17 protein-coding genes, 3 rRNA genes and 1 riboswitch are annotated in these 23,496 nt (G+C 65.2%); of the genes, 13 read left to right on the top strand and 7 right to left on the bottom strand.

All coding sequences use genetic code 11. The features are described from left to right. Nucleotides 1–3: 3 nt before the first annotated feature. Nucleotides 4–125, bottom strand: a riboswitch (SAM riboswitch). A 78-nt stretch (nt 126–203) separates the two neighbouring features. Further along, the gene (gene holA, locus ACRSBM_RS31355) at nt 204–1,181 is read left to right on the top strand and encodes a DNA polymerase III subunit delta (protein ID WP_434448863.1); all 978 of its coding nucleotides are present in this window, start codon (nt 204–206) and stop codon (nt 1,179–1,181) included. A 34-nt stretch (nt 1,182–1,215) separates the two neighbouring features. On the opposite strand, the gene ACRSBM_RS31350 is transcribed toward holA, so the two are convergent. The 3 genes from ACRSBM_RS31350 to ACRSBM_RS31340 form a co-directional block, all read right to left on the bottom strand. After that, the gene (locus ACRSBM_RS31350) at nt 1,216–2,025 is read right to left on the bottom strand and encodes a hypothetical protein (protein WP_434448861.1); all 810 of its coding nucleotides are present in this window, start codon (nt 2,023–2,025) and stop codon (nt 1,216–1,218) included. 102 nt (nt 2,026–2,127) lie between these two features. Beyond that, nucleotides 2,128–2,394, bottom strand: a complete 267-nt coding sequence (gene rpsT, locus ACRSBM_RS31345; protein ID WP_166047155.1) for a 30S ribosomal protein S20 — start codon at nt 2,392–2,394, stop codon at nt 2,128–2,130. A 125-nt stretch (nt 2,395–2,519) separates the two neighbouring features. Then, entirely contained in the window at nt 2,520–4,784 is a 2,265-nt protein-coding gene (locus ACRSBM_RS31340; protein WP_434448859.1) for a glycoside hydrolase family 3 N-terminal domain-containing protein, read from the bottom strand. Nucleotides 4,785–4,976: 192 nt separating this feature from the next. On the opposite strand from ACRSBM_RS31340, the gene ACRSBM_RS31335 reads away from it, so the two are divergent. Beyond that, nucleotides 4,977–5,726 (top strand): PIG-L deacetylase family protein, encoded by a 750-nt coding sequence (locus tag ACRSBM_RS31335; RefSeq protein ID WP_434448857.1) that lies wholly within the window; start codon nt 4,977–4,979, stop codon nt 5,724–5,726. Nucleotides 5,727–5,749: 23 nt separating this feature from the next. Here the strand turns inward: ACRSBM_RS31335 and ACRSBM_RS31330 are convergent, their stop codons facing one another. Both ACRSBM_RS31330 and ACRSBM_RS31325 read right to left on the bottom strand, forming a co-directional pair. Further along, a complete protein-coding gene (locus tag ACRSBM_RS31330; RefSeq protein ID WP_434448855.1) occupies nt 5,750–5,971 on the bottom strand; it encodes a hypothetical protein in 222 nt (73 codons plus the stop codon). Beyond that, nucleotides 5,971–6,903, bottom strand: a complete 933-nt coding sequence (locus ACRSBM_RS31325) for an SPFH domain-containing protein (RefSeq protein WP_434448853.1) — start codon at nt 6,901–6,903, stop codon at nt 5,971–5,973. The genes ACRSBM_RS31330 and ACRSBM_RS31325 overlap by 1 nt, the downstream gene beginning before the upstream one ends. A 73-nt stretch (nt 6,904–6,976) precedes the next feature. Here ACRSBM_RS31325 and ACRSBM_RS31320 point away from each other — a divergent pair, with 73 nt between their 5' ends. The 5 genes from ACRSBM_RS31320 to rrf all read left to right on the top strand — a co-directional run bounded on the left by ACRSBM_RS31320 (nt 6,977) and on the right by rrf (nt 14,331). After that, nucleotides 6,977–7,411, top strand: a complete 435-nt coding sequence (locus ACRSBM_RS31320; protein WP_434448850.1) for an NUDIX hydrolase — start codon at nt 6,977–6,979, stop codon at nt 7,409–7,411. A 44-nt stretch (nt 7,412–7,455) separates the two neighbouring features. Next, entirely contained in the window at nt 7,456–8,796 is a 1,341-nt protein-coding gene (locus ACRSBM_RS31315; RefSeq protein WP_434448849.1) for a polysaccharide lyase 6 family protein, read from the top strand. Between the two features lie 384 nt (nt 8,797–9,180). After that, a 16S ribosomal RNA gene (locus ACRSBM_RS31310) occupies nt 9,181–10,697 on the top strand. Nucleotides 10,698–11,038: 341 nt separating this feature from the next. Next, nucleotides 11,039–14,122 (top strand): 23S ribosomal RNA (locus tag ACRSBM_RS31305). A gap of 92 nt (nt 14,123–14,214) precedes the next feature. After that, nucleotides 14,215–14,331 (top strand): 5S ribosomal RNA (rrf, locus tag ACRSBM_RS31300). Together the 16S, 23S and 5S rRNA genes form the textbook arrangement of a ribosomal RNA operon. Before the next feature lie 56 nt (nt 14,332–14,387). On the opposite strand, the gene ACRSBM_RS31295 is transcribed toward rrf, so the two are convergent. Further along, complete coding sequence (locus ACRSBM_RS31295; RefSeq protein WP_434448847.1) at nt 14,388–16,556, bottom strand: P-loop NTPase fold protein; 2,169 nt, start codon at nt 16,554–16,556, stop codon at nt 14,388–14,390. A gap of 98 nt (nt 16,557–16,654) precedes the next feature. On the opposite strand from ACRSBM_RS31295, the gene ACRSBM_RS31290 reads away from it, so the two are divergent. From ACRSBM_RS31290 to ACRSBM_RS31270, 5 genes are all read left to right on the top strand, one after another. After that, entirely contained in the window at nt 16,655–18,286 is a 1,632-nt protein-coding gene (locus ACRSBM_RS31290) for a circularly permuted type 2 ATP-grasp protein (protein ID WP_434448845.1), read from the top strand. Nucleotides 18,287–18,299: 13 nt separating this feature from the next. Next, complete coding sequence (locus tag ACRSBM_RS31285; RefSeq protein ID WP_434448843.1) at nt 18,300–19,247, top strand: alpha-E domain-containing protein; 948 nt, start codon at nt 18,300–18,302, stop codon at nt 19,245–19,247. Between the two features lie 2 nt (nt 19,248–19,249). Next, the gene (locus ACRSBM_RS31280) at nt 19,250–20,092 is read left to right on the top strand and encodes a transglutaminase family protein (protein ID WP_434448841.1); all 843 of its coding nucleotides are present in this window, start codon (nt 19,250–19,252) and stop codon (nt 20,090–20,092) included. A gap of 65 nt (nt 20,093–20,157) precedes the next feature. Beyond that, complete coding sequence (locus ACRSBM_RS31275; RefSeq protein WP_434448839.1) at nt 20,158–21,003, top strand: helix-turn-helix domain-containing protein; 846 nt, start codon at nt 20,158–20,160, stop codon at nt 21,001–21,003. Further along, nucleotides 20,978–21,154: a DUF397 domain-containing protein gene (locus tag ACRSBM_RS31270; protein WP_434448837.1), complete on the top strand. Its 177-nt coding sequence runs from the start codon at nt 20,978–20,980 to the stop codon at nt 21,152–21,154. Before ACRSBM_RS31275 ends, ACRSBM_RS31270 begins: the two co-directional genes overlap by 26 nt. Here ACRSBM_RS31270 and ACRSBM_RS31265 read toward each other — a convergent pair. Further along, nucleotides 21,139–21,561, bottom strand: a complete 423-nt coding sequence (locus ACRSBM_RS31265; protein ID WP_434453285.1) for a type II toxin-antitoxin system PemK/MazF family toxin — start codon at nt 21,559–21,561, stop codon at nt 21,139–21,141. The genes ACRSBM_RS31270 and ACRSBM_RS31265 overlap by 16 nt on opposite strands. An 89-nt stretch (nt 21,562–21,650) precedes the next feature. On the opposite strand from ACRSBM_RS31265, the gene lepA reads away from it, so the two are divergent. Then, nucleotides 21,651–23,486 carry a translation elongation factor 4 gene (gene lepA, locus ACRSBM_RS31260; RefSeq protein WP_434448835.1) on the top strand — a complete coding sequence of 612 codons (1,836 nt, stop codon included), beginning with the start codon at nt 21,651–21,653 and terminating at the stop codon, nt 23,484–23,486. The last annotated feature ends 10 nt before the right edge of the window (nt 23,487–23,496 follow it).

Raw genomic sequence — 23,496 nt, 5'->3', positions numbered from 1 at the left:
ATCTCCTCATCTTTCCCGCGAAATCGAACGGGTCGGAATTGGCACCGTGATCGTCTGCGCATAGCGCGCTGACGCCGGTTGCCGGGGCTTCTACGGGCCGGTCCCTCTGCCCCTCTGGATGAGCGGTGTTCAGTTGTGGCCACCAAGCTACGGCATCACTCCGTTGCTCAGCCACAGATGCCCACGATCCGAGACGTGGGAGGATGCGGAGCGTGAGCGCACCGGAGTCACTGCACCTCGTCGTCGGCGAGGAGGAGCTGCTGGTCGAACGTGCTGTTCGGGCGGCTCTCGAGGCGGCACGCAAGGTCGATCCGAACGCCGACCTGACCCGTGTGCAGGTGACTGATCTCACGCCTCCCGAGCTGGCCGAGATGGTGAGCCCGTCGCTGTTCGCGGAGGGGCGCGTGATCGTCCTGCAGAACGGGCAGGACATCAGCAAGGAGGTCGCCGACACGGTGCTCTCCTACGTCAAGGCGCCCGCGGACGGGGTCACGCTCGTCGTCGTGCACACGGGTGGTGGTCGCAGCAAGGCGGCCAAGGACCTGCCGGGACAGCTGAAGAAGGCCGGTGCCGTGGTCACCGAGTGCGCCAAGGTCACCAAGTCCGCCGAACGCGAGGCGTTCGTGCGCAACGAGGTGCGGCAGGCGGGCGGCAAGATCGACCCGGAGGCCGTCGCCACGCTGATCGACGCGGTCGGCACGAACCTGCGTGAGCTTTCAGCGGCGGCGTCGCAGCTCGTCTCCGACACCGACGGCAAGGTGACGGTCGAGGAGATCCGCCGCTACCACCAGGGCAAGGCCGAGGTGACCGGGTTCGCCGTGGCGGAGAAGGCCGTCACGGGTGACCGCGCGGGTGCCATGGAGGCGTTGCGCTGGGCCATGCAGCTGGGCGTGCCGCACGTGCTGGTCGCGGACGCGCTGGCCGACGCGGTGCGCACGGTCGCGCGCGTGTCCGCGGTGGGGCGCGCCGACCCGTTCAGCCTGGCCGGGCCGCTCGGCATGCCGCCGTGGAAGATCAAGAAGGCGCAGGCGCAGGCCCGCGGCTGGGACCAGTCGGGTCTCGCCGACGCTATGCAGGTGGTCGCGGGGTTGAACGCCGATGTGAAGGGCGTGGCGGCCGACGCCGACTACGCGCTGGAGCGGGCCGTGCTGCGGATCGTCGCCTCGCACGGCCGCCGCTGACCAGAGAGATCACCGGGCGAGGTCACCGCGCAGATCATTGGGCGCGCGGGATCCCGATCAGGTACTGGGCTCCGGTGAAGCCGGGTTCGACGCCGATCGTCCACGTGAACGACTCGGTGCCGTCCAGGCCGTCGACCATCCGACGTAGTTCCGCGCGTCCGTACATGCGCAGGAACGACACGACGCTGTCGAAGAACATCATGAACGGCAGCACCGGCACGACGTAGGTCAGCACCAGTCGCAGCAGGTAGCGCGGCAGCGGATTGCGCTGGAACGGCGCCGACACCAGCACGGCCAGCGTGAGCAGGAACGGGAAGAGCAGCGGGTAGACGAACGACCGCTTGGTGTCGACGACGACCATCGGCTGACGGGTGTCGACGGCGTTCTGCAGCATGCGCGTGGCGAGCGCGGGCGGGAAGTGGTGGAAGGCGCCGTAGATCGTGCGCGTCCCCTCCACCCGGCAGTCCGTGGCGTCGACCGGAGTGGTCACGTAGTCCACTGAGCAGCACGAATCGGGCAGGCGGCGCCGGTTCTCGGCGGCCACGCGCTCGAACGCGCGGACGTTCGGCACCAGGTCCGTCAGCGTGACCTGGGTGTGGACGCCCTCTGCGTGCAGCCGGCGCTGAATGAGCGGCACCGGTCCGCCGGAGCCCGCACAAAGATCGACGATCCGGTGGTCCGCGCCCGAGCGCAGAGCCAGTGCCAACGGCCGTGCGTACGTCCGCGCGGCGTCCGTCAGCACGTAGATGAACGCGATCGACTCCGTGTGCAGGGTCCGCAGCACAGCCGGGGTGCGTTCGAGGTCGTGGAGCTCGAAGAAGTCGATGCGCGGCAGCGATTCCATGGGGTCTACGCCTACCGTGCGCGGCACCGAATGCGAAAGGGCTCCACCTCCCGGAGGAAGTGGAGCCCTTTCAGAAGCTCGAAGCGAGCTCTACGAGCGAGATCAGCCCTCGAGGGCGTTCGCGCGCAGGGCCATCGCCGACTTCTTGTTGGCGGCCTGGTTGGCGTGGATGACGCCCTTGGTGGCGGCCTTGTCGAGCTTGCGGGACGCGTCCTGCAGCAGCTCCAGGGCCTTCGCCTTGTCACCGGCCTCGGCAGCCTCGCGGAACTTGCGGATGGCCGTCTTCAGGGACGACTTGACCGACTTGTTGCGAAGGCGCGCCTTCTCGTTGGTCTTGATCCGCTTGAGCTGGGACTTGATGTTCGCCATGCGACATCACCCTTCTTGTCGAAACCGGAGTTCGTGACGCGCTTCGTCGGCACCGGCCACAAGGGCCGGGTCTCCTCCACGGCGGAGAGCCGCGCGTTCACGACGACGAAGGATATCAGGCCAGCTCAGCGCACCGCGAAAGTGGCCTTCTCCGCACCCACCACGGCCTCGTAGCCGCCGCGGGCGACCTCACGACGTCCGTCACCGTCCACGTCGCCGACGGTCAGGGCGAGCTGCGAGAGCGTGAACGGCACCTCGACCTGCTTGGACTGCCCCGCGGCGAGTTCCACGCGGCTGAAGCCCACCAGCCGCAGGTCCGGCGTGAGCACCGGGGAGGCCGGCTGCCGCACGTAGACCGGCACCACGACAGCCCCCGCACGCCCGCCGGTGTTCGCCACCGTGAACTTCACCACGCCATCACGACGATCAACGGACACGGAGGTCCCCGAGGTCGTGAACGACGTGTACGACAGCCCGTGCCCGAAAGCGTAGAGCGGGTCGTACTTCGCGCCCGCCGAGGTGTTCGCGCCCGGCAGCTGGTCGTAGGTCAGCGTCGGGTCGCCCAGTGCCTTCGGCCACGACACCGGCAGCCTGCCGCTCGGGTTGACCGCGCCGAACAGCACGTCGGCGATCGCCCTGCCGCCCTCGCTGCCCGGCAACCAGCCCGCGACCAGCGCGTTCGCGTCCGCCGCCGCCCCGAGCACCTGCGGGCGCGCGGTCAGCAGCACCACGACCACCGGCTTGCCGGTCGCCTGCACCGCGTCCACCCACGCCTGCTGCTCCGGCGTCAGCACCGGGTTCTCCGTGTCGGCGGGACCCTCCGCACCGGGCTTCTCACCCAGGACGACGACGACCGCGTCCGCATCGGCAGCGGCAGCCACCGCGGCAGCAGGAGTCGCAGCGTGCACGACGGACGCACCAGGGACAGCCTCACGGACACCGGTCAGCACGGTCGCGGTCGGCGGCAACGGCGAGTCGTCCGGCACGCCCTGCCACTCGACGGTCCAGCCACCGAGCTGACGGCGCACGTCGTCCGCCGTCTCCCCGGTCACGACGATCTTCCTGGCGGATGTCGGCAACGGCAGCACGCCGTCGTTCTTCAGCAGCACGGTGCCCTCGGCGGCCGCCTGACGCGCGAGCGAGCGGTCCACGTTCACCACGTTGCCGTCGGCCTTCGCCGGGTCCACGTACGGCTTCTCGAACAGCCCCAGGTCGAACTTGAGCTTCAGCACCCGCCGCACGGCCTGGTCGATCCGCCCGCGCGACACCGAGCCGTCCCTCACGTTCGCCAGCAGCAGCGAGGTGAACTCGGCCGCGTTCGACGGCTCCATCGCCATGTCCACGCCGGCGTTGACGCTCATCGCGATCGCGGTCTTGTAGTCGGGCGCGACCTTGTGCCGGTCCACCAGGTACCTCATGTCCTGCCAGTCCGAGACCGCGACGCCCCGGAACCCCATGCGGTCACGCAGCTGCGTCTGCAGCATGTACTTCGACGCGTGCACCGGCACACCGTTGATCGACCCGGAGTTGATCATCACGGTCTTCACGCCCGCGTCGAACTGCGCCTGGAACGGCGGCAGCACGAGGTCCTGCAGCTGCCGGACCGGGATCTGCGCGGCCGCGCGGTCGTGCCCGTTCGCCGGCGCCGAGTAACCCGCGAAGTGCTTCGCCGTCGCGGTCAGCTGCGCGGTGTCGTCCACCTTGGACTGCTGCCCGCGCACGTTCGCGGCCGCCAGTTGCCCGGCCAGGAACGGCTCCTCGCTGTAGGTCTCGTAGTAACGACCCCAACGCGTGTCGCGCGCGATGTCCGAGACCGGCGCGAAGTTCCAGAAGACACCCGTGGCGCGCAACGCCTTCGAAGCGGACACCCCGATCTGCTCCTGCAGGCCGGGATTCCACGTCGCGCCGAGCCCGATCTGGTGCGGGAACATCGTGGCGGAGACGACGTTGTTGTGCCCGTGCACGCCGTCCGCGCCGTAGATGATCGGGATCTTCAACCTGTTCTTCTCCAACGCATAGCGCTGGATCGCGTTGTTCATCTCGGCCCACGCCCTGGGCGTGTTCTCGACCGGCGCGTCACCGCCACCGGACAGGATCGAACCCACGTGCGCGTCCGAGAGCACCGCCTTCAGGCAGGACTCGACCAACGGCCCGTTGACGTTGTTGCAGTCACCGCGCACCTTCCCGACGCGGATCTGGGCCATCTGCCCGATCTTCTCCTCGAGCGTCATCCTGCGCAGCAGGTCCTCGACCCGCCGTTCCGTCGACGCCCGACTGTCCAAATAGATCTCTTTGCCCGCCGCCAGACCTCCGGCCGGGGTCAGCGACGCGATCACCACAGCAACGCCCAGCACGCCGCAACCGGCGCGCCTGCGGGAAAAGAACGACAAGACTCCTCCACGTTCCCGTGCGCCCGCCGCCCACGATCGCGTGGCGGAGGTGGACGGAAACACCCCCGAACGGCGGAACTCGGCGAAAGCGGTTTCATGCAGGTGAAACGCCTGTTCAGAGGTGCGGGGACGCCTTACGCCGGCGACCGGTTTTCCGCAAATGCGGAGACCGGGCCCGTCCTGCGCGGGAGGATGGACGGCATGACACTGCCTGCCCTTCCGGAGGAGTCATTCCGGCGCGTGCTCTGCGTCGTCGCGCACCCCGACGACATGGAGTACGGCACGTCCGCCGCCGTCGCTCGCTGGATCGAGCGCGGCATCGAGGTCGGCTACCTCCTGCTCACCCGCGGCGAGGCGGGGATGCCGAACCCACCCGAGGAGACGGCACGCCTGCGCGTCGCCGAACAGCAGGCCGCCTGCGCGGTGGTCGGCGTGCGGCACCTGACCGTCCTCGAACATCCGGACGGCGTCCTCGTCTACGGCCTCGACCTGCGCCGCGACATCTGCCGGGAGATCCGCCGGTTCAAACCGGACGTCGTGCTCGGCGGCAGCTTCGAGGTCGAGACGCCCTACGGGTTCGACCAGGCCGACCACCGCGCGGCCGGGCTCGCGACCCTCGACGCGCTGCGCGACGCGGGCAACCGCTGGGTCTTCCCGGAACAGATCGACGACGAAGGTCTCGAACCGCACTCCGCACGCTGGTACATCACCCCCGGGTTCGCCGGCTCGGGCGCCACCCATGGCGTCGACGTGACCGGTGACCCGTTGCGCCGCGGCGTCGCCTCACTCGAGGCACACGCCGCGTACCTGGCCGCACTCCCGGACCACCCCGCTCCCGCCGACTTCATCCCGAAGTTCCTCGCGATGAGCGGCGAGGTCATGGGCGTCGAGCACGCCGTGCTCTTCCGCGCCCATGACCTGGAGGCACCACCGGAGTTCTAGTGGTGTGGCCCGGAGCCACACCACTAGGCCGGATCCTCTGGTTCGTCGTCGGGCTTCTTCGGTGGCCTGCCCCGGCGAGGCATCTTCTTCGCCTCGCCGGGCAGCCGTCCCGCGTCCGCCAGCGCACGCCGCAGCAGGAACTCGATCTGCGCGTTGGTGCTGCGCAGCTCGTCGTTCGCCCACCTGCTCAACGCGTCGTGCACGGCCGGATCGAGCCTGAGCAGAACGCTTTTGCGATCTGCCATCAGGTGTAGAGCGACCCTGCGTTCACCACGGGCTGAGTGGAGCGGTCACCGCACAGGACGACGAGCAGGTTCGAGACCATCGCCGCCTTGCGTTCCTCGTCGAGCTCGACGACGTGCTGCTCGGCGAGCCGCTGCAGTGCGAGCTCGACCATGCCGACGGCGCCTTCCACGATCCGCGTCCGTGCCGCCACGACCGCGCCCGCCTGCTGCCGCTGCAACATGGCGTGGGCGATCTCCGGCGCGTACGCGAGGTGGGTGAGCCGTGACTCGATCACCTTCACGCCCGCGGACTGCACGCGTGCCGAGATCTCGATCGCGAGCGTCTCGGTGATCTCGTCCGCGTTCTCCCGCAGTGACAGACCAGCTTCGTCGTGGTTGTCGTACGGGTAGCTCGTCGCGATGTGCCGCACGGCGGTCTCGGTCTGGATGCCGACGAACCGCACGAAGTCGTCCACCTCGAACCGTGCGCGCGCGGTGTCCTCGACCTGCCACACGACCACGGCCGCGATCTCGATCGGATTGCCGTCCGCGTCGTTGACCTTGAGCGTCTGCGTCTCGTGGTTGCGGATCCGGGTGGAGATCTTCTCCCTCGTGGTGAGCGGGTTCGCCCACCGCAGACCGTCCGTGCGCACCGTGCCCACGTAACGACCGAGGAACTGCAGCACCCGCGCCTCGCCCGGCGCCACCGTGAAGAGCCCCTTCAGGACCAGCGATCCCGCGAGGAACAGCAGCACCATCACCACGATGATCGCGCCGGACGGGTCACGGCCGTCCGCCGCCGTGCGGATGACACCGTCGACCAGCAGCCACACGCCCACCGCGTACACCACCAATCCTGCGAAGAACATCGGCAGACCGGGCAAGTCCCGTGCGTGCTTCTCGCGCACTACGGGTGCAGGCATGTGCACCGTCGTCTCAACCGTCGCGCTCATCCAGGTCCCCCTATCGAAGTAGTAGCTAAGTGATATCACTTTTTCGGGGTGATCGCCAGTTAGGCTGGATCGCATGAGGGCGAAGAAGCAGCGCGTGGCGGCGTACGGGGTGTGCATCAACGAGGACGACGAGATCCTGCTGGCCCGCTGGCTTGGCCCAAAGGGCAAACGTTGGATCCTGCCCGGAGGCGGCATCGACCACGGCGAGCACCCGTACGACGGGGTCATCCGGGAGGTCGAGGAGGAGACCGGGTTCACCGTCGAGGTGGTCCGCCTGCTGGGCATCGACTCCGAGCTCCGCGAGGAGCCCGACCGCGACTACCACGCTCTTCGGATCATGTACGAGGTCCGGATCGTGGGTGGCGAGCTGCGCCATGAGGTAGGTGGCACGACCGACCTCGCGCAGTGGTTCCCGGTCGCAGACATCGGACAACTGGAGCGGGTGCCGTCCCTCGACACGGCCCTGGGGTTGTATCGGACTACCCCACCTGCCGGAGTTTTGCGGTAGCTTCCCTTCTACCGCCGCCGACGACCCAACACCGGAGTTGGCGAATGATCCGATCACTGGCCGCAGTCGGCGCGGCCGCCCTGCTGTCGTCCTTCGTCCACGTGCCTGCCTTCGCGGCTGTCGTCGGCGTGTCGACCGTGTCCTCCCTGCAGGCCGCGATCGACACCGCGCGACCTGGCCAGCGCATCGTGCTGGCCGAGGGCGTGCACACCGCCGAGCGGCCCATCAAGATCACGAAGTCGGGCATCACCGTCGCCGCGAAGAACGCCGGCCGCACGGTGTTCACGCGCGGCGGCTTCGAACTGGGGGCCGTCCGGGACGTGACGATCGAAGGGTTCGTCTTCAACGGAACCAGTTCGATGACGGTTCCCGTCGAGGCGCAGGCCACGCGCATCACCCGCAACACCTACAACGGCGACAAGGACGGCGCCTCGCTCACCGTGAGCGCCAACGACGTCCAGGTCGACCACAACACGTTCTCGAACCGCAGCAACCAGGGCGTGTACCTGCAGATCACCGGGCCGGGCAGCGAGATCGCCCAGCGCACCTGGATCCACCACAACTACTTCTACAACCACAGCTTCTCCGGCGCGAACGGCGGCGAGTCGATCCGGCTCGGCTACAGCCACAAGCAGTCGAAGTCGGCGTACGCGGTGATCGAGCACAACCTGTTCGAGAAGGCGAACGGCGATCCCGAGGCCATCTCCGTCAAGGCCTCGGACAACACGGTCCGCTTCAACACGATCCGCGACAGCAAGGGCTACATCGTCCTGCGTCACGGCCACCGCACCACGGTCGAGGGCAACCTGCTGTTCGGCAGCGGCATCCGGTTCCACGGGAACGACCACAAGGTGTTCAACAACTACGTGCAGAACACCGGCGACCGGGCGATCGTGTTCGGCAAGGGGTCGGAGAAGGACAGCGGTCCGAGCTCCACGTCGCACGACCGTCCCGACCGCGTGACGGTCGCGTTCAACACCCTGATCGGAACGGGCGCCGTGGTCGACAGCGACACCGGTACCTATGCACCCAAGGACTGCGTACTCGCGAACAACGTCATCCAGGGTTCGTCCTCCAAGCTGATCGACATGATGAGCGGCTCGACGGTCAGGTACGAGGGCAACATCGTGTGGGGCGGCACCGCCGGCATCCCGTCCGGCTACCGCTCGGTCGACCCGAAGCTGGTGCGCGACTCGAACGGCCTGCTGCGTCTCTCGTCCGGGAGCCCGGCGATCGACTCTTCCGCGGGTACGTACTCGTATGTCACGAGGGACTTCGATCCGCAGTCGCGCTCGGGCAAGCCCGATGCCGGGGCGGACGAGTACAGCTCGTCGGCCGTGCGGAAGCCGCTGACGAAGGCCGATGTCGGGGTCTCAGCGCCCTGACGGACGCATTTGTCCTGGTGGCCGCACGTCTCGCGGCCACCAGGACCCCCGATTTGGAGATCGAAACACCCCCGTGTAATGTTCTCCATGTCAGAGCGAAGCGGGCCGGAAATACAAACCGGAACGAGCCTGGCAAAACCGGAAGAAGAAGAGCCTCTGAGAGGCAGATTTGACACCGGCTGGCAAGACCAATAAGCTTCAGCAACACAAGCCCCGAGTGAATGTCTCCGGAAACGGAGATTGGATCCGGTGAGCGCGTGTTCTTTGAGAACTCAACAGCGTGCCGAAACACAGCCAGTAATATATGAATTACCTCCTCGTCGAGGTAGTTCCTTTGAGAAGATAGATGCCAGACATATTCCGTCTGGAGCGATCACACAATCCTTATTGGAGAGTTTGATCCTGGCTCAGGACGAACGCTGGCGGCGTGCTTAACACATGCAAGTCGAGCGGTAAGGCCCTTCGGGGTACACGAGCGGCGAACGGGTGAGTAACACGTGGGTAACCTGCCCTGTACTCTGGGATAAGCCTTGGAAACGAGGTCTAATACCGGATACGACCTTCTACCGCATGGTGGAGGGTGGAAAGTTCCGGCGGTATGGGATGGACCCGCGGCCTATCAGCTTGTTGGTGGGGTAATGGCCTACCAAGGCGACGACGGGTAGCCGGCCTGAGAGGGTGACCGGCCACACTGGGACTGAGACACGGCCCAGACTCCTACGGGAGGCAGCAGTGGGGAATATTGCACAATGGGCGAAAGCCTGATGCAGCGACGCCGCGTGAGGGATGACGGCCTTCGGGTTGTAAACCTCTTTCAGCAGGGACGAAGCGCAAGTGACGGTACCTGCAGAAGAAGCACCGGCTAACTACGTGCCAGCAGCCGCGGTAATACGTAGGGTGCGAGCGTTGTCCGGATTTATTGGGCGTAAAGAGCTCGTAGGCGGTTTGTCGCGTCGGCCGTGAAAACTTGGGGCTTAACCCCAAGCCTGCGGTCGATACGGGCAGACTTGAGTTCGGCAGGGGAGACTGGAATTCCTGGTGTAGCGGTGAAATGCGCAGATATCAGGAGGAACACCGGTGGCGAAGGCGGGTCTCTGGGCCGACACTGACGCTGAGGAGCGAAAGCGTGGGGAGCGAACAGGATTAGATACCCTGGTAGTCCACGCCGTAAACGGTGGGTGCTAGGTGTGGGGGGCTTCCACGCCCTCTGTGCCGCAGCTAACGCATTAAGCACCCCGCCTGGGGAGTACGGCCGCAAGGCTAAAACTCAAAGGAATTGACGGGGGCCCGCACAAGCGGCGGAGCATGTGGATTAATTCGATGCAACGCGAAGAACCTTACCTGGGCTTGACATGGACTAGAAAGCTCTAGAGATAGAGCCTCCCTTGTGGCTGGTTCACAGGTGGTGCATGGCTGTCGTCAGCTCGTGTCGTGAGATGTTGGGTTAAGTCCCGCAACGAGCGCAACCCTCGTTCCATGTTGCCAGCGGGTAATGCCGGGGACTCATGGGAGACTGCCGGGGTCAACTCGGAGGAAGGTGGGGATGACGTCAAGTCATCATGCCCCTTATGTCCAGGGCTTCACACATGCTACAATGGCCGGTACAAAGGGCTGCTAAGCCGTGAGGTGGAGCGAATCCCATAAAGCCGGTCTCAGTTCGGATCGGGGTCTGCAACTCGACCCCGTGAAGTCGGAGTCGCTAGTAATCGCAGATCAGCAACGCTGCGGTGAATACGTTCCCGGGCCTTGTACACACCGCCCGTCACGTCACGAAAGTCGGTAACACCCGAAGCCCGTGGCTCAACCCGCAAGGGGGAGAGCGGTCGAAGGTGGGACTGGCGATTGGGACGAAGTCGTAACAAGGTAGCCGTACCGGAAGGTGCGGCTGGATCACCTCCTTTCTAAGGAGCATCTACCAGTGTTCTGAGCGAACGTCTCAGCGCTGGTCAGAACCTGCACTCGCTTAAGCGAGGTAGGGCTCATTAGTGGATGCTGGCTGGCTAGACGTCCGGTTGCCGGATGAGTGAGTACTGCAGGTTCGCCTGCGTGGAAAGGTCATCGGGGGGCTGGGTGAACGGATCGGTACGCTGTTGGGTCCTGAGGGAACACGCTTTTTGTGTCTTTCAGTGATCGGTCATCAGACGCGGATGGACCACCTGGCTTTGGTCAGGCCGGCGTTCGCAGTGGTTCTGGTGGGTCTGATTGTTCTTTGAGAACTGCACAGTGGATGCGAGCATCTTTGTAGCAAGTTAGTAAGGGCATACGGTGGATGTCTTGGCACCAGGAGCCGATGAAGGACGTAGGAGACTGCGAAAAGTCTAGGGGAGCTGTCAACCGAGCTGAGATCCTAGAATTTCCGAATGGGGAAACCCGGCCCCAGTCATGTGGGGTCACCCATACCTGAACACATAGGGTATGTGGAGGGAACGCGGGGAAGTGAAACATCTCAGTACCCGCAGGAAGAGAAAACAACCGTGATTCCGTGAGTAGTGGCGAGCGAAAGCGGATGAGGCTAAACCGCGTCTGTGTGATACCCGGCAGGGGTTGCATTCGCGGGGTCGTGGGACCTCTTGGCTAGTTCTGCCGAGCTAGCAAACAGTCAGAAAACGCATCGTTAGAGGAACGTGTCTGGAAAGCACGGGCGTAGAGAGTGAAACCCTCGTACTCGAAAACGTAGCGTCTGTTTAGAGTGTTCCCAAGTAGCAGCGTACTCGTGAAATTCGCTGTGAATCTGGCGGGACCACCCGCTAAGCCTAAATACTCCCTGGTGACCGATAGCGGACTAGTACCGTGAGGGAAAGATGAAAAGTACCCCGGGAGGGGAGTGAAATAGTACCTGAAACCGTGTGCCTACAATCCGTCGGAGCCTTTAGGGGTGACGGCGTGCCTTTTGAAGAATGAGCCTGCGAGTTAGTGCTACGTGGCGAGGTTAACCCGTGTGGGGTAGCCGTAGCGAAAGCGAGTCTGAATAGGGCGCTTGAGTCGCGTGGTCTAGACCCGAAGCGGTGTGATCTAGCCATGGCCAGGGTGAAGCGCGGGTAAGACCGCGTGGAGGCCCGAACCCACCAGGGTTGAAAACCTGGGGGATGAGCTGTGGTTAGGGGTGAAAGGCCAATCAAACACCGTGATAGCTGGTTCTCCCCGAAATGCATTTAGGTGCAGCGTCGTATGTTTCACCGCGGGGGTAGAGCACTGGATGGTCTAGGGGGCCCACAAGCTTACCGAAATCAACCAAACTCCGAATACCGTGGTGTGAGAGTGCGGCAGTGAGACTGCGGGGGATAAGCTTCGTAGTCGAGAGGGAAACAGCCCAGAACGCCAGCTAAGGTCCCTAAGTGTGTGCTAAGTGGGAAAGGATGTGGGGTCGCACAGACAGCCAGGAGGTTGGCTTAGAAGCAGCCACCCTTTAAAGAGTGCGTAATAGCTCACTGGTCAAGTGGTCCTGCGCCGACAATGTAGCGGGGCTTAAGCACACCACCGAAGCTGTGTCATTTCGAGCTTGACTCGGGATGGGTAGGGGAGCGTCGTGTAGCGGTTGAAGCGGCGGAGTAATCCAGCCGTGGACGCTATGCGAGTGAGAATGCAGGCATGAGTAGCGAAAGACGAGTGAGAAACTCGTCCGCCGGATGACCAAGGGTTCCTGGGCCAGGCTAATCCGCCCAGGGTAAGTCGGGACCTAAGGCGAGGCCGACAGGCGTAGTCGATGGACAACGGGTTGATATTCCCGTACCCGTGTGAACGCGCCCATGATGAACCTTGTGATACTAACCGCCCGAAGCGCTCGGCGATGTCCTTCGGGACTAGCTGGGTTGTGGAGCGCGGGACCTGAACTTGTAGTAGTCAAGCGATGGGGTGACGCAGGAGGGTAGCTCCGCCAGTGAGTGGTAGTACTGGTGCAAGCGTGTAGGCCGAAGCATAGGCAAATCCGTGCTTCACATAGGCTGAGACGTGATGCGTAGCCGATTGAGGCGAAGTAGAGTGATCCCATGCTGCCGAGAAAAGCCTCTAGCGAGCTTTCACGCGGCCCGTACCCCAAACCGACACAGGTGGTCAGGTAGAGAATACCGAGGCGATCGGGCGAACTGTGGTTAAGGAACTCGGCAAAATGCCCCCGTAACTTCGGGAGAAGGGGGGCCGTAGCGCTTGAAGCCTCTTGCAGGCTAGGGCGAGACGGCCGCAGAGACCAGCGAGAAGCGACTGTTTACTAAAAACACAGGTCCATGCGAAGTCGCAAGACGATGTATATGGACTGACGCCTGCCCGGTGCTGGAACGTTAAGGGGACCGGTTAGTCCTTCGGGGCGAAGCTGAGAACTTAAGCGCCAGTAAACGGCGGTGGTAACTATAACCATCCTAAGGTAGCGAAATTCCTTGTCGGGTAAGTTCCGACCTGCACGAATGGCGTAACGACTTCTCGACTGTCTCAACCACAGGCCCGGCGAAATTGCATTACGAGTAAAGATGCTCGTTACGCGCGGCAGGACGGAAAGACCCCGGGACCTTTACTATAGCTTGGTATTGGTGTTCGATTCGGCTTGTGTAGGATAGGTGGGAGACTGTGAAGCGCTGACGCCAGTCAGTGTGGAGTCATCGTTGAAATACCACTCTGGTCGTATTGGATGTCTAACCTCGGTCCGTGATCCGGATCAGGGACAGTGCCTGGTGGGTAGTTTAACTGGGGCGGTTGCCTCCCAAAGAGTAACGGAGGCGCTCAAAGGTTCCCTCAGCCTGGTTGGCAATCAGGTGTCGAGTGCAAGTGCACAAGGGAGCTTGACTGTGAGACTGACGGGTCGAGCAGGGACGAAAGTCGGAACTAGTGATCCGGCCATGGCTTGTGGAAGCGTGGTCGCTCAACGGATAAAAGGTACCCCGGGGATAACAGGCTGATCTTCCCCAAGAGTCCATATCGACGGGATGGTTTGGCACCTCGATGTCGGCTCGTCGCATCCTGGGGCTGGAGTAGGTCCCAAGGGTTGGGCTGTTCGCCCATTAAAGCGGTACGCGAGCTGGGTTTAGAACGTCGTGAGACAGTTCGGTCCCTATCCGCCGCGCGCGTAGGATACTTGAGGAAGGCTGTCCCTAGTACGAGAGGACCGGGACGGACGGACCGCTGGTGTGCCAGTTGTTCTGCCAAGAGCATTGCTGGTTGGCTACGTTCGGAAGGGATAACCGCTGAAGGCATCTAAGCGGGAAGCTCGTTCCAAGATGAGGTATCCCACCCTTCGTGGGTTAAGGCCCCCAGCTAGACCACTGGGTTGATAGGCCAGAGGTGGAAGACCGGTAACGGTTGGAGCTGACTGGTACTAATAGGCCGAGGACTTGTTACAAAGACGCTACGCATCCACTGTGCGGTTCTGGAAGAACAACCAGGACCGATCGAACCCGGCTGTTCGGGGTTCAGGTTGTAATTTCATAGTGTTTCGGTGGTTATAGCGTTGGGGAAACACCCGGTCCCATTCCGAACCCGGTAGTTAAGCCCTTCTGCGCCGATGGTACTGCACTGGTTACGGTGTGGGAGAGTAGGTCGCCGCCGAACTTAATTTGCCCTGCGGGTTGAGCGCCACAAGCGCTCCCCGCAGGGCATTTTCATGTTCAGAACAATCTGTTCGCCAGCCCCGCGACCGCCTGTGCGTCGCAGTCCCGCAGCAGCTCCCGCAGGTTCGCCGCGGCTTTGCGGTCGTCGTGTCCGTACCCGAGCTTGGCGATCGTGGCGCCCCACCGGATGTCGTCGTGGACCGCGTCGGCCAGGTCCTGCCATCGGCCGCGCAGCCGATGCAGGTAGGCCGGCCAGCGCGTGGCTATCTCGGCGACGGCGACCAGGTGACACGCCTGCGGCACGTCCGAGCCGAGCACGCGCAGGTAGAACTGCCAGACGTTGAGCAGTCGCTTCTCCTCCCGCACCGACTGCTCGGGCTGCGCCATGAGCCGGCGTCTGAGGTGGTCGCGGACCTGGTGGTGACGCTCCATCGCCACGACCAGCTGCTCGGGCACCTCGGTCACCGCCGGTGCGGTGGTCGTACCGTTTCCGGAACTCGGCAGGGGCGTCAGGTCGAGCTCGTCACTGTGCACTGCTCCGAGTTGGTCGAGCAGGACGTTGTCGATGTTGTCCTCGGTCGTGCGCGGCAACCGCACGGGGAGCTGGACCAGCTTGCGGAGGAACGTCCAACCCGGACTCGGGTCGTCAGGATGCGTCACGATCTTCGCGTCGGCGAGCTCCTTGTAGGCGTGGTCGACGTGTGAGGCCACCACCGACGAGTCGAGGCCCAGCACGAAGCGCGTCGTGGGGAAGTCGTCGGACAGGAACACGTTGATGGCCTCGAACACCTGGGCCGTCGTCCGCGGCATGCACCGGTCGAGGTCGTCGATCAGCAGTACAACCTGGTAGCCGTGGCCCTTGAGGTCCTCCAGCAACGCCTTGACGTCGTGTTGCACGAGGTACAGGTACCCGGCTTTGGCGTGGTAGTAGGGGTCGCGGATCAACGGATCGACTGTGGTGCTGGAGAAGGCGTTGCTGGCGACCGGGCCCGCGAACAGCTCGCCCGGCAGGAACGCCGACGCTCTCGCGAAGAAGAACCGCCACGCGGTGTGCAGCAGGCCGGCGACACCTATCGACACCGCCGGGATCCACGCCCACCAGAGGTTCATCCTGGTCAGGTGCCCCAGGAGAGCCACGGCGACGCCGATGACGGCCAGCGACGACACCGGTGAGTAGATCCGCTTCACCAGCTGGCGCTGGAGATGACGGCGATCGACGCGGTCGGAGTTCCTCTCGAACCAGTACCGCTCCTTCGCGTCCTGGTCCGGCATGAGCGCGGGTTCGGCGCCCGCCGCGACGGCTTTCGCGAGGCCCGCCCACACCTGTTCGCTCGACTGGTGCCGCCACGGGTTGAACGTCACGACCAACGGCTTGGTCGGCGTCTTCTTCGCCGGCGTGCGCTCGCGCGGCCACAACAGCATCCAGGTGGCGGCGGACACCGTCAGCTTCGGGCCGTCGGGCGCGTCTTCGGGCTCTGTGGCCAGGGCACGGCGGATGAAGTCCAGCAGCGTGCTCTTGCCCGAACCCCAGGCACCCTCGACCGTGATCACGGTCGGTCCGTTGTCGTCGACGCTGAGCAGGTGGCTGAACGTGTCGGCGAGCGTGCGGCGGCCGAGCAGGTCATCCGGGGCGACACGGTCGTTGAAGCCTCGGATGGCCACCGATCCGGCTCGGGAGGGTGCGGGCAGGCGCGGGTTCCAGATGCGTACCTTGCCCGTCGGGCCGGCGGACGCGATGCGCGGACGTCCGTCCAGGCCGAGGTAGGCGAGGAGCACGGTGACGCGGGCCGGCTGACTTCCCCGCACCAGCTCGCCGGTGCGCGGGTTCCAGATCCGGATCGTGCCGCCCTCGCTTCCCGACACCACCAGCGGCCCGCCCGCGGTCGGGCACAGCGTCAACGTGGTGACCGGGGTGGAGTGCCCGGTCAGCCGGCGGATCTCCTCGCCGTTGCCGAGGACGACGACGTCCGTGCCGTCTGCTCTGGCCACCAGGTCCGCGACCCGCAGCGATCGTTGGGGGCGGGCGGCGTTCCTGAGGCTGATGGTGGTTTCGCTCGCGTGCCGTTCGCCCGTGTTCGTCAGGACCGTCTCCGGGTTGCCCTCGGCGAAGAACACCCACAGCACGGGGTTCTGCGGGGACGAGTTGTCGATGACCAACTCGGTGATGGGCTTGTCGAACTCGATCGTGCGTTCGAGTTCCATCCGCGGCGGCTCGGCTGAGGTCACGCCTCCATGGTCGGGATAGGACCGGGTTTCGTTTCCGGGAGGTTTCTGTCCGGTCGGACTAGTGCGAAATCGCCGTGAACAGGGTGAAGATGTGGACCATGGAGCACCGGGCCCGCACCTCAGGACCGCGCCGCAGCCGCACGGTCACGACACCGAGGCTCGGTGAGCTGTTCAACGGGTACCTGAACCCGCAACGGCCGCACGCTGACGCCTACGACGAGATGTTCTCCACCGACAACGGGGTGCGATCCGCGTACCGCGCGCTGTATGAGTCGGTGGCTCCGTCGCAGCTCAACGAGCTGAACGCGCGAAGTGAAGCGCTGGGCCGGGCGTTCGTCGACCAAGGCATCACGTTCTCGCTGTCCGGGCAGGAACGGCCGTTTCCGCTCGATCTGATCCCGCGGATCATCACGGCCGGCGAGTGGTCGAAGCTCGAGAAGGGCATCGTTCAGCGGGTGCGGGCGCTCGAGATGTTCCTCGCGGACATCTACGGTGACGCGCAGATCGTCCGGGACCGAGTGTTGCCGCGGCGTCTCATCACGAGCTGCGAGCACTTCCACCGCGAGGCGGCCGGAATCAGTCCGCCGAACGGGGTGCGCATCCACGTCGCGGGCGTGGACCTGGTGCGGGACGAGCAGGGGACGTTCCGGGTCCTCGAGGACAATCTGCGGTGCCCGAGCGGCGTCTCCTACGTCATGGAGAACCGCCGCACCATGGCGCGGGTGTTCCCGGACCTGTTCGCGCGGCATCGCGTGCGCGCGGTGGGCGACTACGCGGTTCACCTACTACGAGCGCTCCGCAGCGCCGCCGCGCCCAACGCGGCCGACCCGAACGTCGTGGTGCTCACGCCTGGTCTGGCCAACTCCGCCTACTTCGAACACTCGCTGCTGGCACGACAGATGGGGGTGGAGCTGGTCGAGGGGCGAGACCTGTTCTGCCGCGACAACTTCGTGTACCTGCGGACGACGGAGGGCGAGCGGCAGGTCGACGTCATCTACCGGCGCATCGACGACGACTTCCTGGACCCGGTGCACTTCCGGCCGGACTCGGTACTGGGCATCGCGGGACTGCTGAACGCGGCGCGGGCGGGCAACGTCGTCGTCGCCAACGCCGTGGGCAACGGGGTGGCGGACGACAAGCTCGTCTACACCTACCTGCCGGAGATCGTGCAGTACTACCTCGGCGAGAAACCGTTGCTGTCCAACGTGGACACGTTCCGCTGCTGGTTGCCGGACGAGCGGGCGCACGTGCTCGACAAGCTCGACGAACTGGTGGTCAAACCCGTCGAGGGGTCGGGCGGGTACGGGATCGTGTTCGGACCGGACGCCGGCGCGAAGGAGCTCACCTCGCTGCGGAGGCGGATCAGGAGCAACCCACGCGGGTGGATCGCGCAGCCCGTCGTGCAGCTGAGCACCGTGCCCACGAAGGTGGGCGACAAGCTGGCGCCGCGGCACGTCGACCTGCGGCCGTTCGCGGTGAACGACGGCAACTTCATCTTCGTGCTGCCGGGTGGGTTGACGCGCGTCGCGTTGCCGGAGGGCAGTCTCGTCGTGAACTCGTCCCAGGGCGGCGGTTCCAAGGACACGTGGGTGCTGGCGGCGAAGTCGTCGACGCAGGAGCGGGAGCTCGCGGAACCGGGACTCGCCGGACCGTCCGAAATGGAGGCCGCGGCGGCCGAGCAGGGGCCGGAGCTGACCACTTCCCAGCAACAGCAACAACAGCAGCAGTAGGGAGGCGCGCGGCATGCTGGCACGCAACGCGGAGTCGCTGTACTGGATCGGCCGTTACGTCGAACGGGCGGACGACACGGCGCGCATCCTGGACGTCTCAGTCCACCAGCTGCTGGAGGACGCCACTGTCGACCCGGACGCGACATCGCGGCAGCTCCTCACCGTCCTCGGCATCACGCCGCCGGTCGGGGCGGACCAGTTCGACGTGTGGTCGTTGACGGAACTGGTGGCGTACAACAAGGACAACCCCAGTTCGATCGTGTCGTCGGTCAACAGCGCGCGAGAGAACACGCGTGGCGCGCGCGAGGTCGTGTCGACCGAAATGTGGGAGTGCCTCAACGCGATGTGGAACGCCGTCGCGGAACGGCAGACCTACGCGCGCACGATGGGGCCGCACGCGTTCTTCAGCTTTGTGGAGGAGCGGGCGGCCATGTTCGCCGGGCTGGCCGACTCCACGATGTCGCGGGACGACGGGTGGCGGTTCCTGGTGCTGGGACGGTCGGTCGAGCGGGTGGACATGATCGTGCGGCTGCTGCTGGCGCACGTCGGGGACCGGGCGTCGTCTCCTGGCTGGGTGACGGTGTTGAGGTCGGCCGGGGCGCACGACACGTATCTCCGGACCTACCGCGGTGCGTTGGACGCGTCGAGAGTGGTGCAGTTCTTGTTGCTGGACAGGCTGTTCCCACGTTCGGTGTTCCACGCGCTGAGGCAGGCGGAGGCGTGTCTGGAGCAGTTGGAGAACCAGCCGTCGGTGCGGGTCGGCGCACGGGCGGAGGCGTTGCGGTTGCTGGGCAAGGCGCGCAGCGAACTGGAGTTCCTGCGGCCGCGCGATCTGCTCGACGACCTGCCGAAACGGCTTGCGGCGCTGCAGAAAACGGTCCGTGAGGTCGGTGAGGCCGTCTCGGCCCAGTACTTCCACGTGGCGCCGTGGGTCGCCTGGACGAACACCGAGGTGGGCTGACCATGAGCTGGCGAGTGCGTGTCGTGCACACGACTGGTTACGAGTACGAGGGACCGGTCGTGCAGTCGTACAACGAGGCACGGCTCACCCCGCGCGGTGACCGCCGTCAGAACGTGGTGGTCTCACGCGTCGAAACGAGCCCTGCGACCCGTGCGTATCGGTACACCGACTACTGGGGCACGGAGGTCACGTCGTTCGACCTGCACGCACCGCATACGGAACTGAAGGTCGTCGCGTCGTCGGTCGTCGAGACGAGCGCGGAGATCGAGCCGGTGACGACCGGCACCTGGCAGGACCTGAAGCAGGACAACGTCCTCGACCGGTACACGGAGTTCCTCGAACCCACGCGCTACACGCCGCGCGACCGCGAGTTGCTGGCCAAGTCCCGTGAGTTGAAGAAGGGCAGGACCCCGTCCGAGGCCGTGCTGGCCGGGTCGCAGTGGGTGTGGGAGCAGCTCAAGTACCAGCCGGGATCGACGGGCGTGCACAGCTCGGCGGTCGACGCGTGGCGGGAACGCAAGGGCGTCTGCCAGGACTTCGCGCATCTGACGTTGGTGTTGTTGCGTGGCATGGGGATTCCGGCGCGGTATGTCTCCGGGTACCTGCACACGAAGGAGGACGGCGCGCTGCGAGAGACGGTGCGTGGTGAGTCGCACGCCTGGATCGAGGCGTGGACCGGTGGTTGGTGGGGGTACGACCCGACCAACGCGATTCCGGTCGGGCCTCGGCACGTGTGGGTGGCGCTCGGGCGTGACTACGCGGATGTGGCGCCGTTGAAGGGGATTTACTCGGGTGGGGCGGCGACCGCGCTTGAGGTCACCGTGGACATCACACGACTTGCATAGGGCGCACCGTTTTCACCCGAATGAGCTTCTTCTTTGGACCAGGGGCAACCCCTAACGTCGGCCGTATGACTGTGATCACATCGACCGCGTGCAGCAGGGCGTTGGGGGACGAGCTGCGGCGGCTGCGAGAGACCTGCACCGATCTGGGCGGTGCCCACCTGGCCGTGCAACTGGGGTGGCACCCGAGCAAGGTGACCAACATCGAGAAGGGCAAGGCGCGCGCCAGCGAGATCGACCTGGTGCAGTACCTGACGATGTGCGGCAAGGACATCGACTTCTTCGAGGACTTCCGAAGGCGGTACAAGAACGCCTTCGACGAGTACGTGGTGCAGGTGCACGAGGATCTGCGCACGGTTGTGTTCGCCGAGTCCACGGCCAAGACGATGACCAGCTACACACAGCTGTCGTTGCCAGGTCTTGTGCAGACTTCTGAGTACGCCGACGCGTTGTACCGCGTGGGCGGATTCGTGGCGGAGGAACGAATCCCGAACCTCGTGAGGATCCGTACGGATCGGCAGACGATCCTGCGGCGACGCGATCGGCCGACTTGCGTGTTCTACATCCATGAGCTGGCACTACGGCAGCGGGTCGGTGACGAGCGGATCATGGAAGATCAGTACGCAAGGCTCTTGTTCGAGTCCCATGCCATCAGGATCGTCCCCGCGGATGTTGTGGTTCCCTCGTCCGGATGCGTGCTTTGGGAGTACGACAAGGTGCTGCCGGTTGCCCTGAGTGAAAGCGACCTGGGGAATCTGCTTGTGCAAGATCCGGGGGCCATCGCGCGGACCAGGCTTCTCTTCAATCACCTAGAGCAGGTCGCCTTGGATGCGGGACAATCGCGGACGAAGTTGGCGGAGTACGTCAGCCCACCGCGAGAGGAATACGATGGCCGGGGACCGCGTCTGGCGTAAGAGCAGCTACAGCGGAGCAACCGAGCACGGCGAGTGCGTCGAGGTCTCGATCGCTCAGGACGTCCTGGTACGTGACTCCAAGAACGCCGACGCGGGCACGCTGATGTTCAGCGCACCCGCGTGGCGTGTGTTCGTTCAGCGCCAGCCGTGACGTTCGCGTAGGGCGTCCACGACCAGGCCGAAGGCGGCGGGTGCCAGCACGGCACCCTCACGCCGGATGTCGTCGTCCGAGTCGAGGGCGAAGACGCGGTCGAGGCGCAGGAACGACGGCCGGGCCTCGCGGTCCCAGGTGCCCGCACCCAGCTCGATGTAGTCGTCGCGCGGCTCCTTGGACGAGAGCATCAACGCGATCAGTTCTCTCTTCGCGCGGCCCACGACCAGCAGCGGGCGGTCCTTGCCGCGGTTCGCGTCCTCCTCGAAGGGTACCCAGGCCCAGACGACCTCACCGGGGTCCGCGTCGCCGTCCAGCGAGGGCTCGTACTCGAGCTTCGCGGCGTTGGCGGCGTCGAAGATCTCGCGGACCGCGCCCTTCGCGGGACGGGGGTCCTCACCGTTCATCAGCACGAACGCACCCTAGTGGTGCGGAGCACGCCGACCTCTATGGGACCATAAGGGGACACCCGTCCGATTTCCTGCTGAGGACCGCCTTGACCACGTTCGCCGACACGACGTTCACGCCGCCGGATCTCATCCGGAACTTCTGCATCATCGCGCACATCGACCACGGCAAGTCGACCCTGGCCGACCGGATGCTGCAGCTCACCGGCGTCGTCGAGGCGCGGGCGATGCGCGCGCAGTACCTCGACCGCATGGATATCGAGCGTGAGCGCGGTATCACCATCAAGGCCCAGAACGTGCGCCTGCCGTGGCAGCTCGAGGGGCAGGACCACGTCCTGCACATGATCGACACGCCTGGCCACGTCGACTTCACCTACGAGGTGTCCCGCGCGCTGGAGGCCTGCGAGGGCGCCGTGCTGCTGGTCGACGCCGCGCAGGGCATCGAGGCGCAGACGCTCGCGAACCTGTACCTGGCGATGGAGAACGACCTCACCATCATCCCGGTGCTGAACAAGATCGACCTGCCCGCCGCGGACCCGGACAAGTACGCCAAGGAGATCTCGCACATCGTCGGCTGCGAGCCCGAGGAGGTGCTGCGGGTCTCGGCGAAGACCGGTATCGGCGTCGGGGCGCTGCTCGACGAGGTCGTGCGGAAGGTTCCGCCGCCGGTCGGCGAGGCGGACTCCCCGGCCCGCGCGATGATCTTCGACTCGGTCTACGACACCTACCGCGGCGTCGTCACCTACATCCGGGTCGTGGACGGCAAGATCACGCCGCGCGAGCGCATCAAGATGATGTCGACGGGTGCGACCCACGAGATCCTCGAGGTCGGCATCGTCTCGCCGGAGCCCAAGCCGTCCCAGGGCCTCGGCGTCGGCGAGGTGGGCTACCTGATCACCGGCGTGAAAGACGTGCGCCAGTCCAAGGTCGGCGACACCGTCACGTCGGAGCGCAAGGGCGCCACGAAGCCGCTGGCCGGCTACCGCGAACCCCGTCCGATGGTCTACTCCGGCCTGTACCCGGTCGACGGCTCGGACTACCCGGAGCTGCGCGAGGCGCTGGACAAGCTCCAGCTCAACGACGCCGCTCTGACGTACGAGCCGGAGACGTCCGCGGCGCTGGGCTTCGGCTTCCGCTGCGGGTTCCTCGGCCTGCTGCACCTCGAGATCACCCGCGACCGCCTGGAGCGCGAGTACGGTCTCGACCTCATCTCCACGGCGCCGAACGTGGTGTACCGCGTCGTGATGGAGGACGGCACCGAGCACGTCGTGACGAACCCGTCCGACTGGCCGGAGGGCAAGCGCGCCGAGGTCTACGAACCCATCACCAAGTGCACCATCATCGCCCCGTCCGACTACATCGGCGCGATCATGGAGCTCTGCCAGTCCAAGCGCGGCCAGCTCGGCGGCATGGACTACCTGTCGGAGGACCGCGTCGAGCTGCGCTACACCATGCCGCTCGGCGAGATCATCTTCGACTTCTTCGACTCGCTGAAGTCTCGCACGCGCGGCTACGCGTCACTGGACTACGAAGAGTCCGGCGAGCAGGACGCGGAGCTCGTCAAGGTCGACATCCTGCTGCAGGGTGAGACCGTCGACGCGTTCAGCGCGATCGTGCACAAGGACTACGCCTACGCGTACGGCACGCGCATGGCTACCCGTCTGCGTGAGCTCATCCCCAGGCAGCAGTTCGAGGTGCCGATCCAGGCCGCGATCGGTGCCCGCGTGATCGCCCGCGAGACGATCCGCGCGATCCGCAAGGACGTTCTCGCGAAGTGCTACGGCGGTGACATCACCCGTAAGCGCAAGCTGCTCGAGAAGCAGAAGGAAGGCAAGAAGCGCATGAAGATGGTCGGCCGCGTCGAGGTGCCCCAGGAGGCCTTCGTCGCCGCGCTGTCCACTGATGAGCCGAAGGGCAAGAAGTAGCCTTCACCGA

This window comes from Lentzea xerophila (assembly GCF_051094245.1).
Lineage (GTDB): Bacteria > Actinomycetota > Actinomycetes > Mycobacteriales > Pseudonocardiaceae > Lentzea > Lentzea xerophila.
The sequence above is the reverse complement of the archived record's forward strand: the minus strand, read 5'-3'. Positions and strand labels throughout refer to the sequence as shown.

Coding starts and splice junctions, on each gene's coding strand:
- ACRSBM_RS31325 (WP_434448853.1), bottom strand. CDS start 6,903: ATGAGCGCGACGGTTGAGACGACGGTGCACATGCCTGCACCCGTAGTG.
- ACRSBM_RS31335 (WP_434448857.1), top strand. CDS start 4,977: ATGGACGGCATGACACTGCCTGCCCTTCCGGAGGAGTCATTCCGGCGC.
- ACRSBM_RS31270 (WP_434448837.1), top strand. CDS start 20,978: ATGGCCGGGGACCGCGTCTGGCGTAAGAGCAGCTACAGCGGAGCAACC.
- ACRSBM_RS31275 (WP_434448839.1), top strand. CDS start 20,158: ATGACTGTGATCACATCGACCGCGTGCAGCAGGGCGTTGGGGGACGAG.
- ACRSBM_RS31280 (WP_434448841.1), top strand. CDS start 19,250: ATGAGCTGGCGAGTGCGTGTCGTGCACACGACTGGTTACGAGTACGAG.
- ACRSBM_RS31290 (WP_434448845.1), top strand. CDS start 16,655: ATGGAGCACCGGGCCCGCACCTCAGGACCGCGCCGCAGCCGCACGGTC.
- ACRSBM_RS31315 (WP_434448849.1), top strand. CDS start 7,456: ATGATCCGATCACTGGCCGCAGTCGGCGCGGCCGCCCTGCTGTCGTCC.
- ACRSBM_RS31330 (WP_434448855.1), bottom strand. CDS start 5,971: ATGGCAGATCGCAAAAGCGTTCTGCTCAGGCTCGATCCGGCCGTGCAC.
- holA (WP_434448863.1), top strand. CDS start 204: ATGCGGAGCGTGAGCGCACCGGAGTCACTGCACCTCGTCGTCGGCGAG.
- ACRSBM_RS31320 (WP_434448850.1), top strand. CDS start 6,977: ATGAGGGCGAAGAAGCAGCGCGTGGCGGCGTACGGGGTGTGCATCAAC.
- rpsT (WP_166047155.1), bottom strand. CDS start 2,394: ATGGCGAACATCAAGTCCCAGCTCAAGCGGATCAAGACCAACGAGAAG.
- ACRSBM_RS31350 (WP_434448861.1), bottom strand. CDS start 2,025: ATGGAATCGCTGCCGCGCATCGACTTCTTCGAGCTCCACGACCTCGAA.
- ACRSBM_RS31265 (WP_434453285.1), bottom strand. CDS start 21,561: ATGAACGGTGAGGACCCCCGTCCCGCGAAGGGCGCGGTCCGCGAGATC.
- ACRSBM_RS31285 (WP_434448843.1), top strand. CDS start 18,300: ATGCTGGCACGCAACGCGGAGTCGCTGTACTGGATCGGCCGTTACGTC.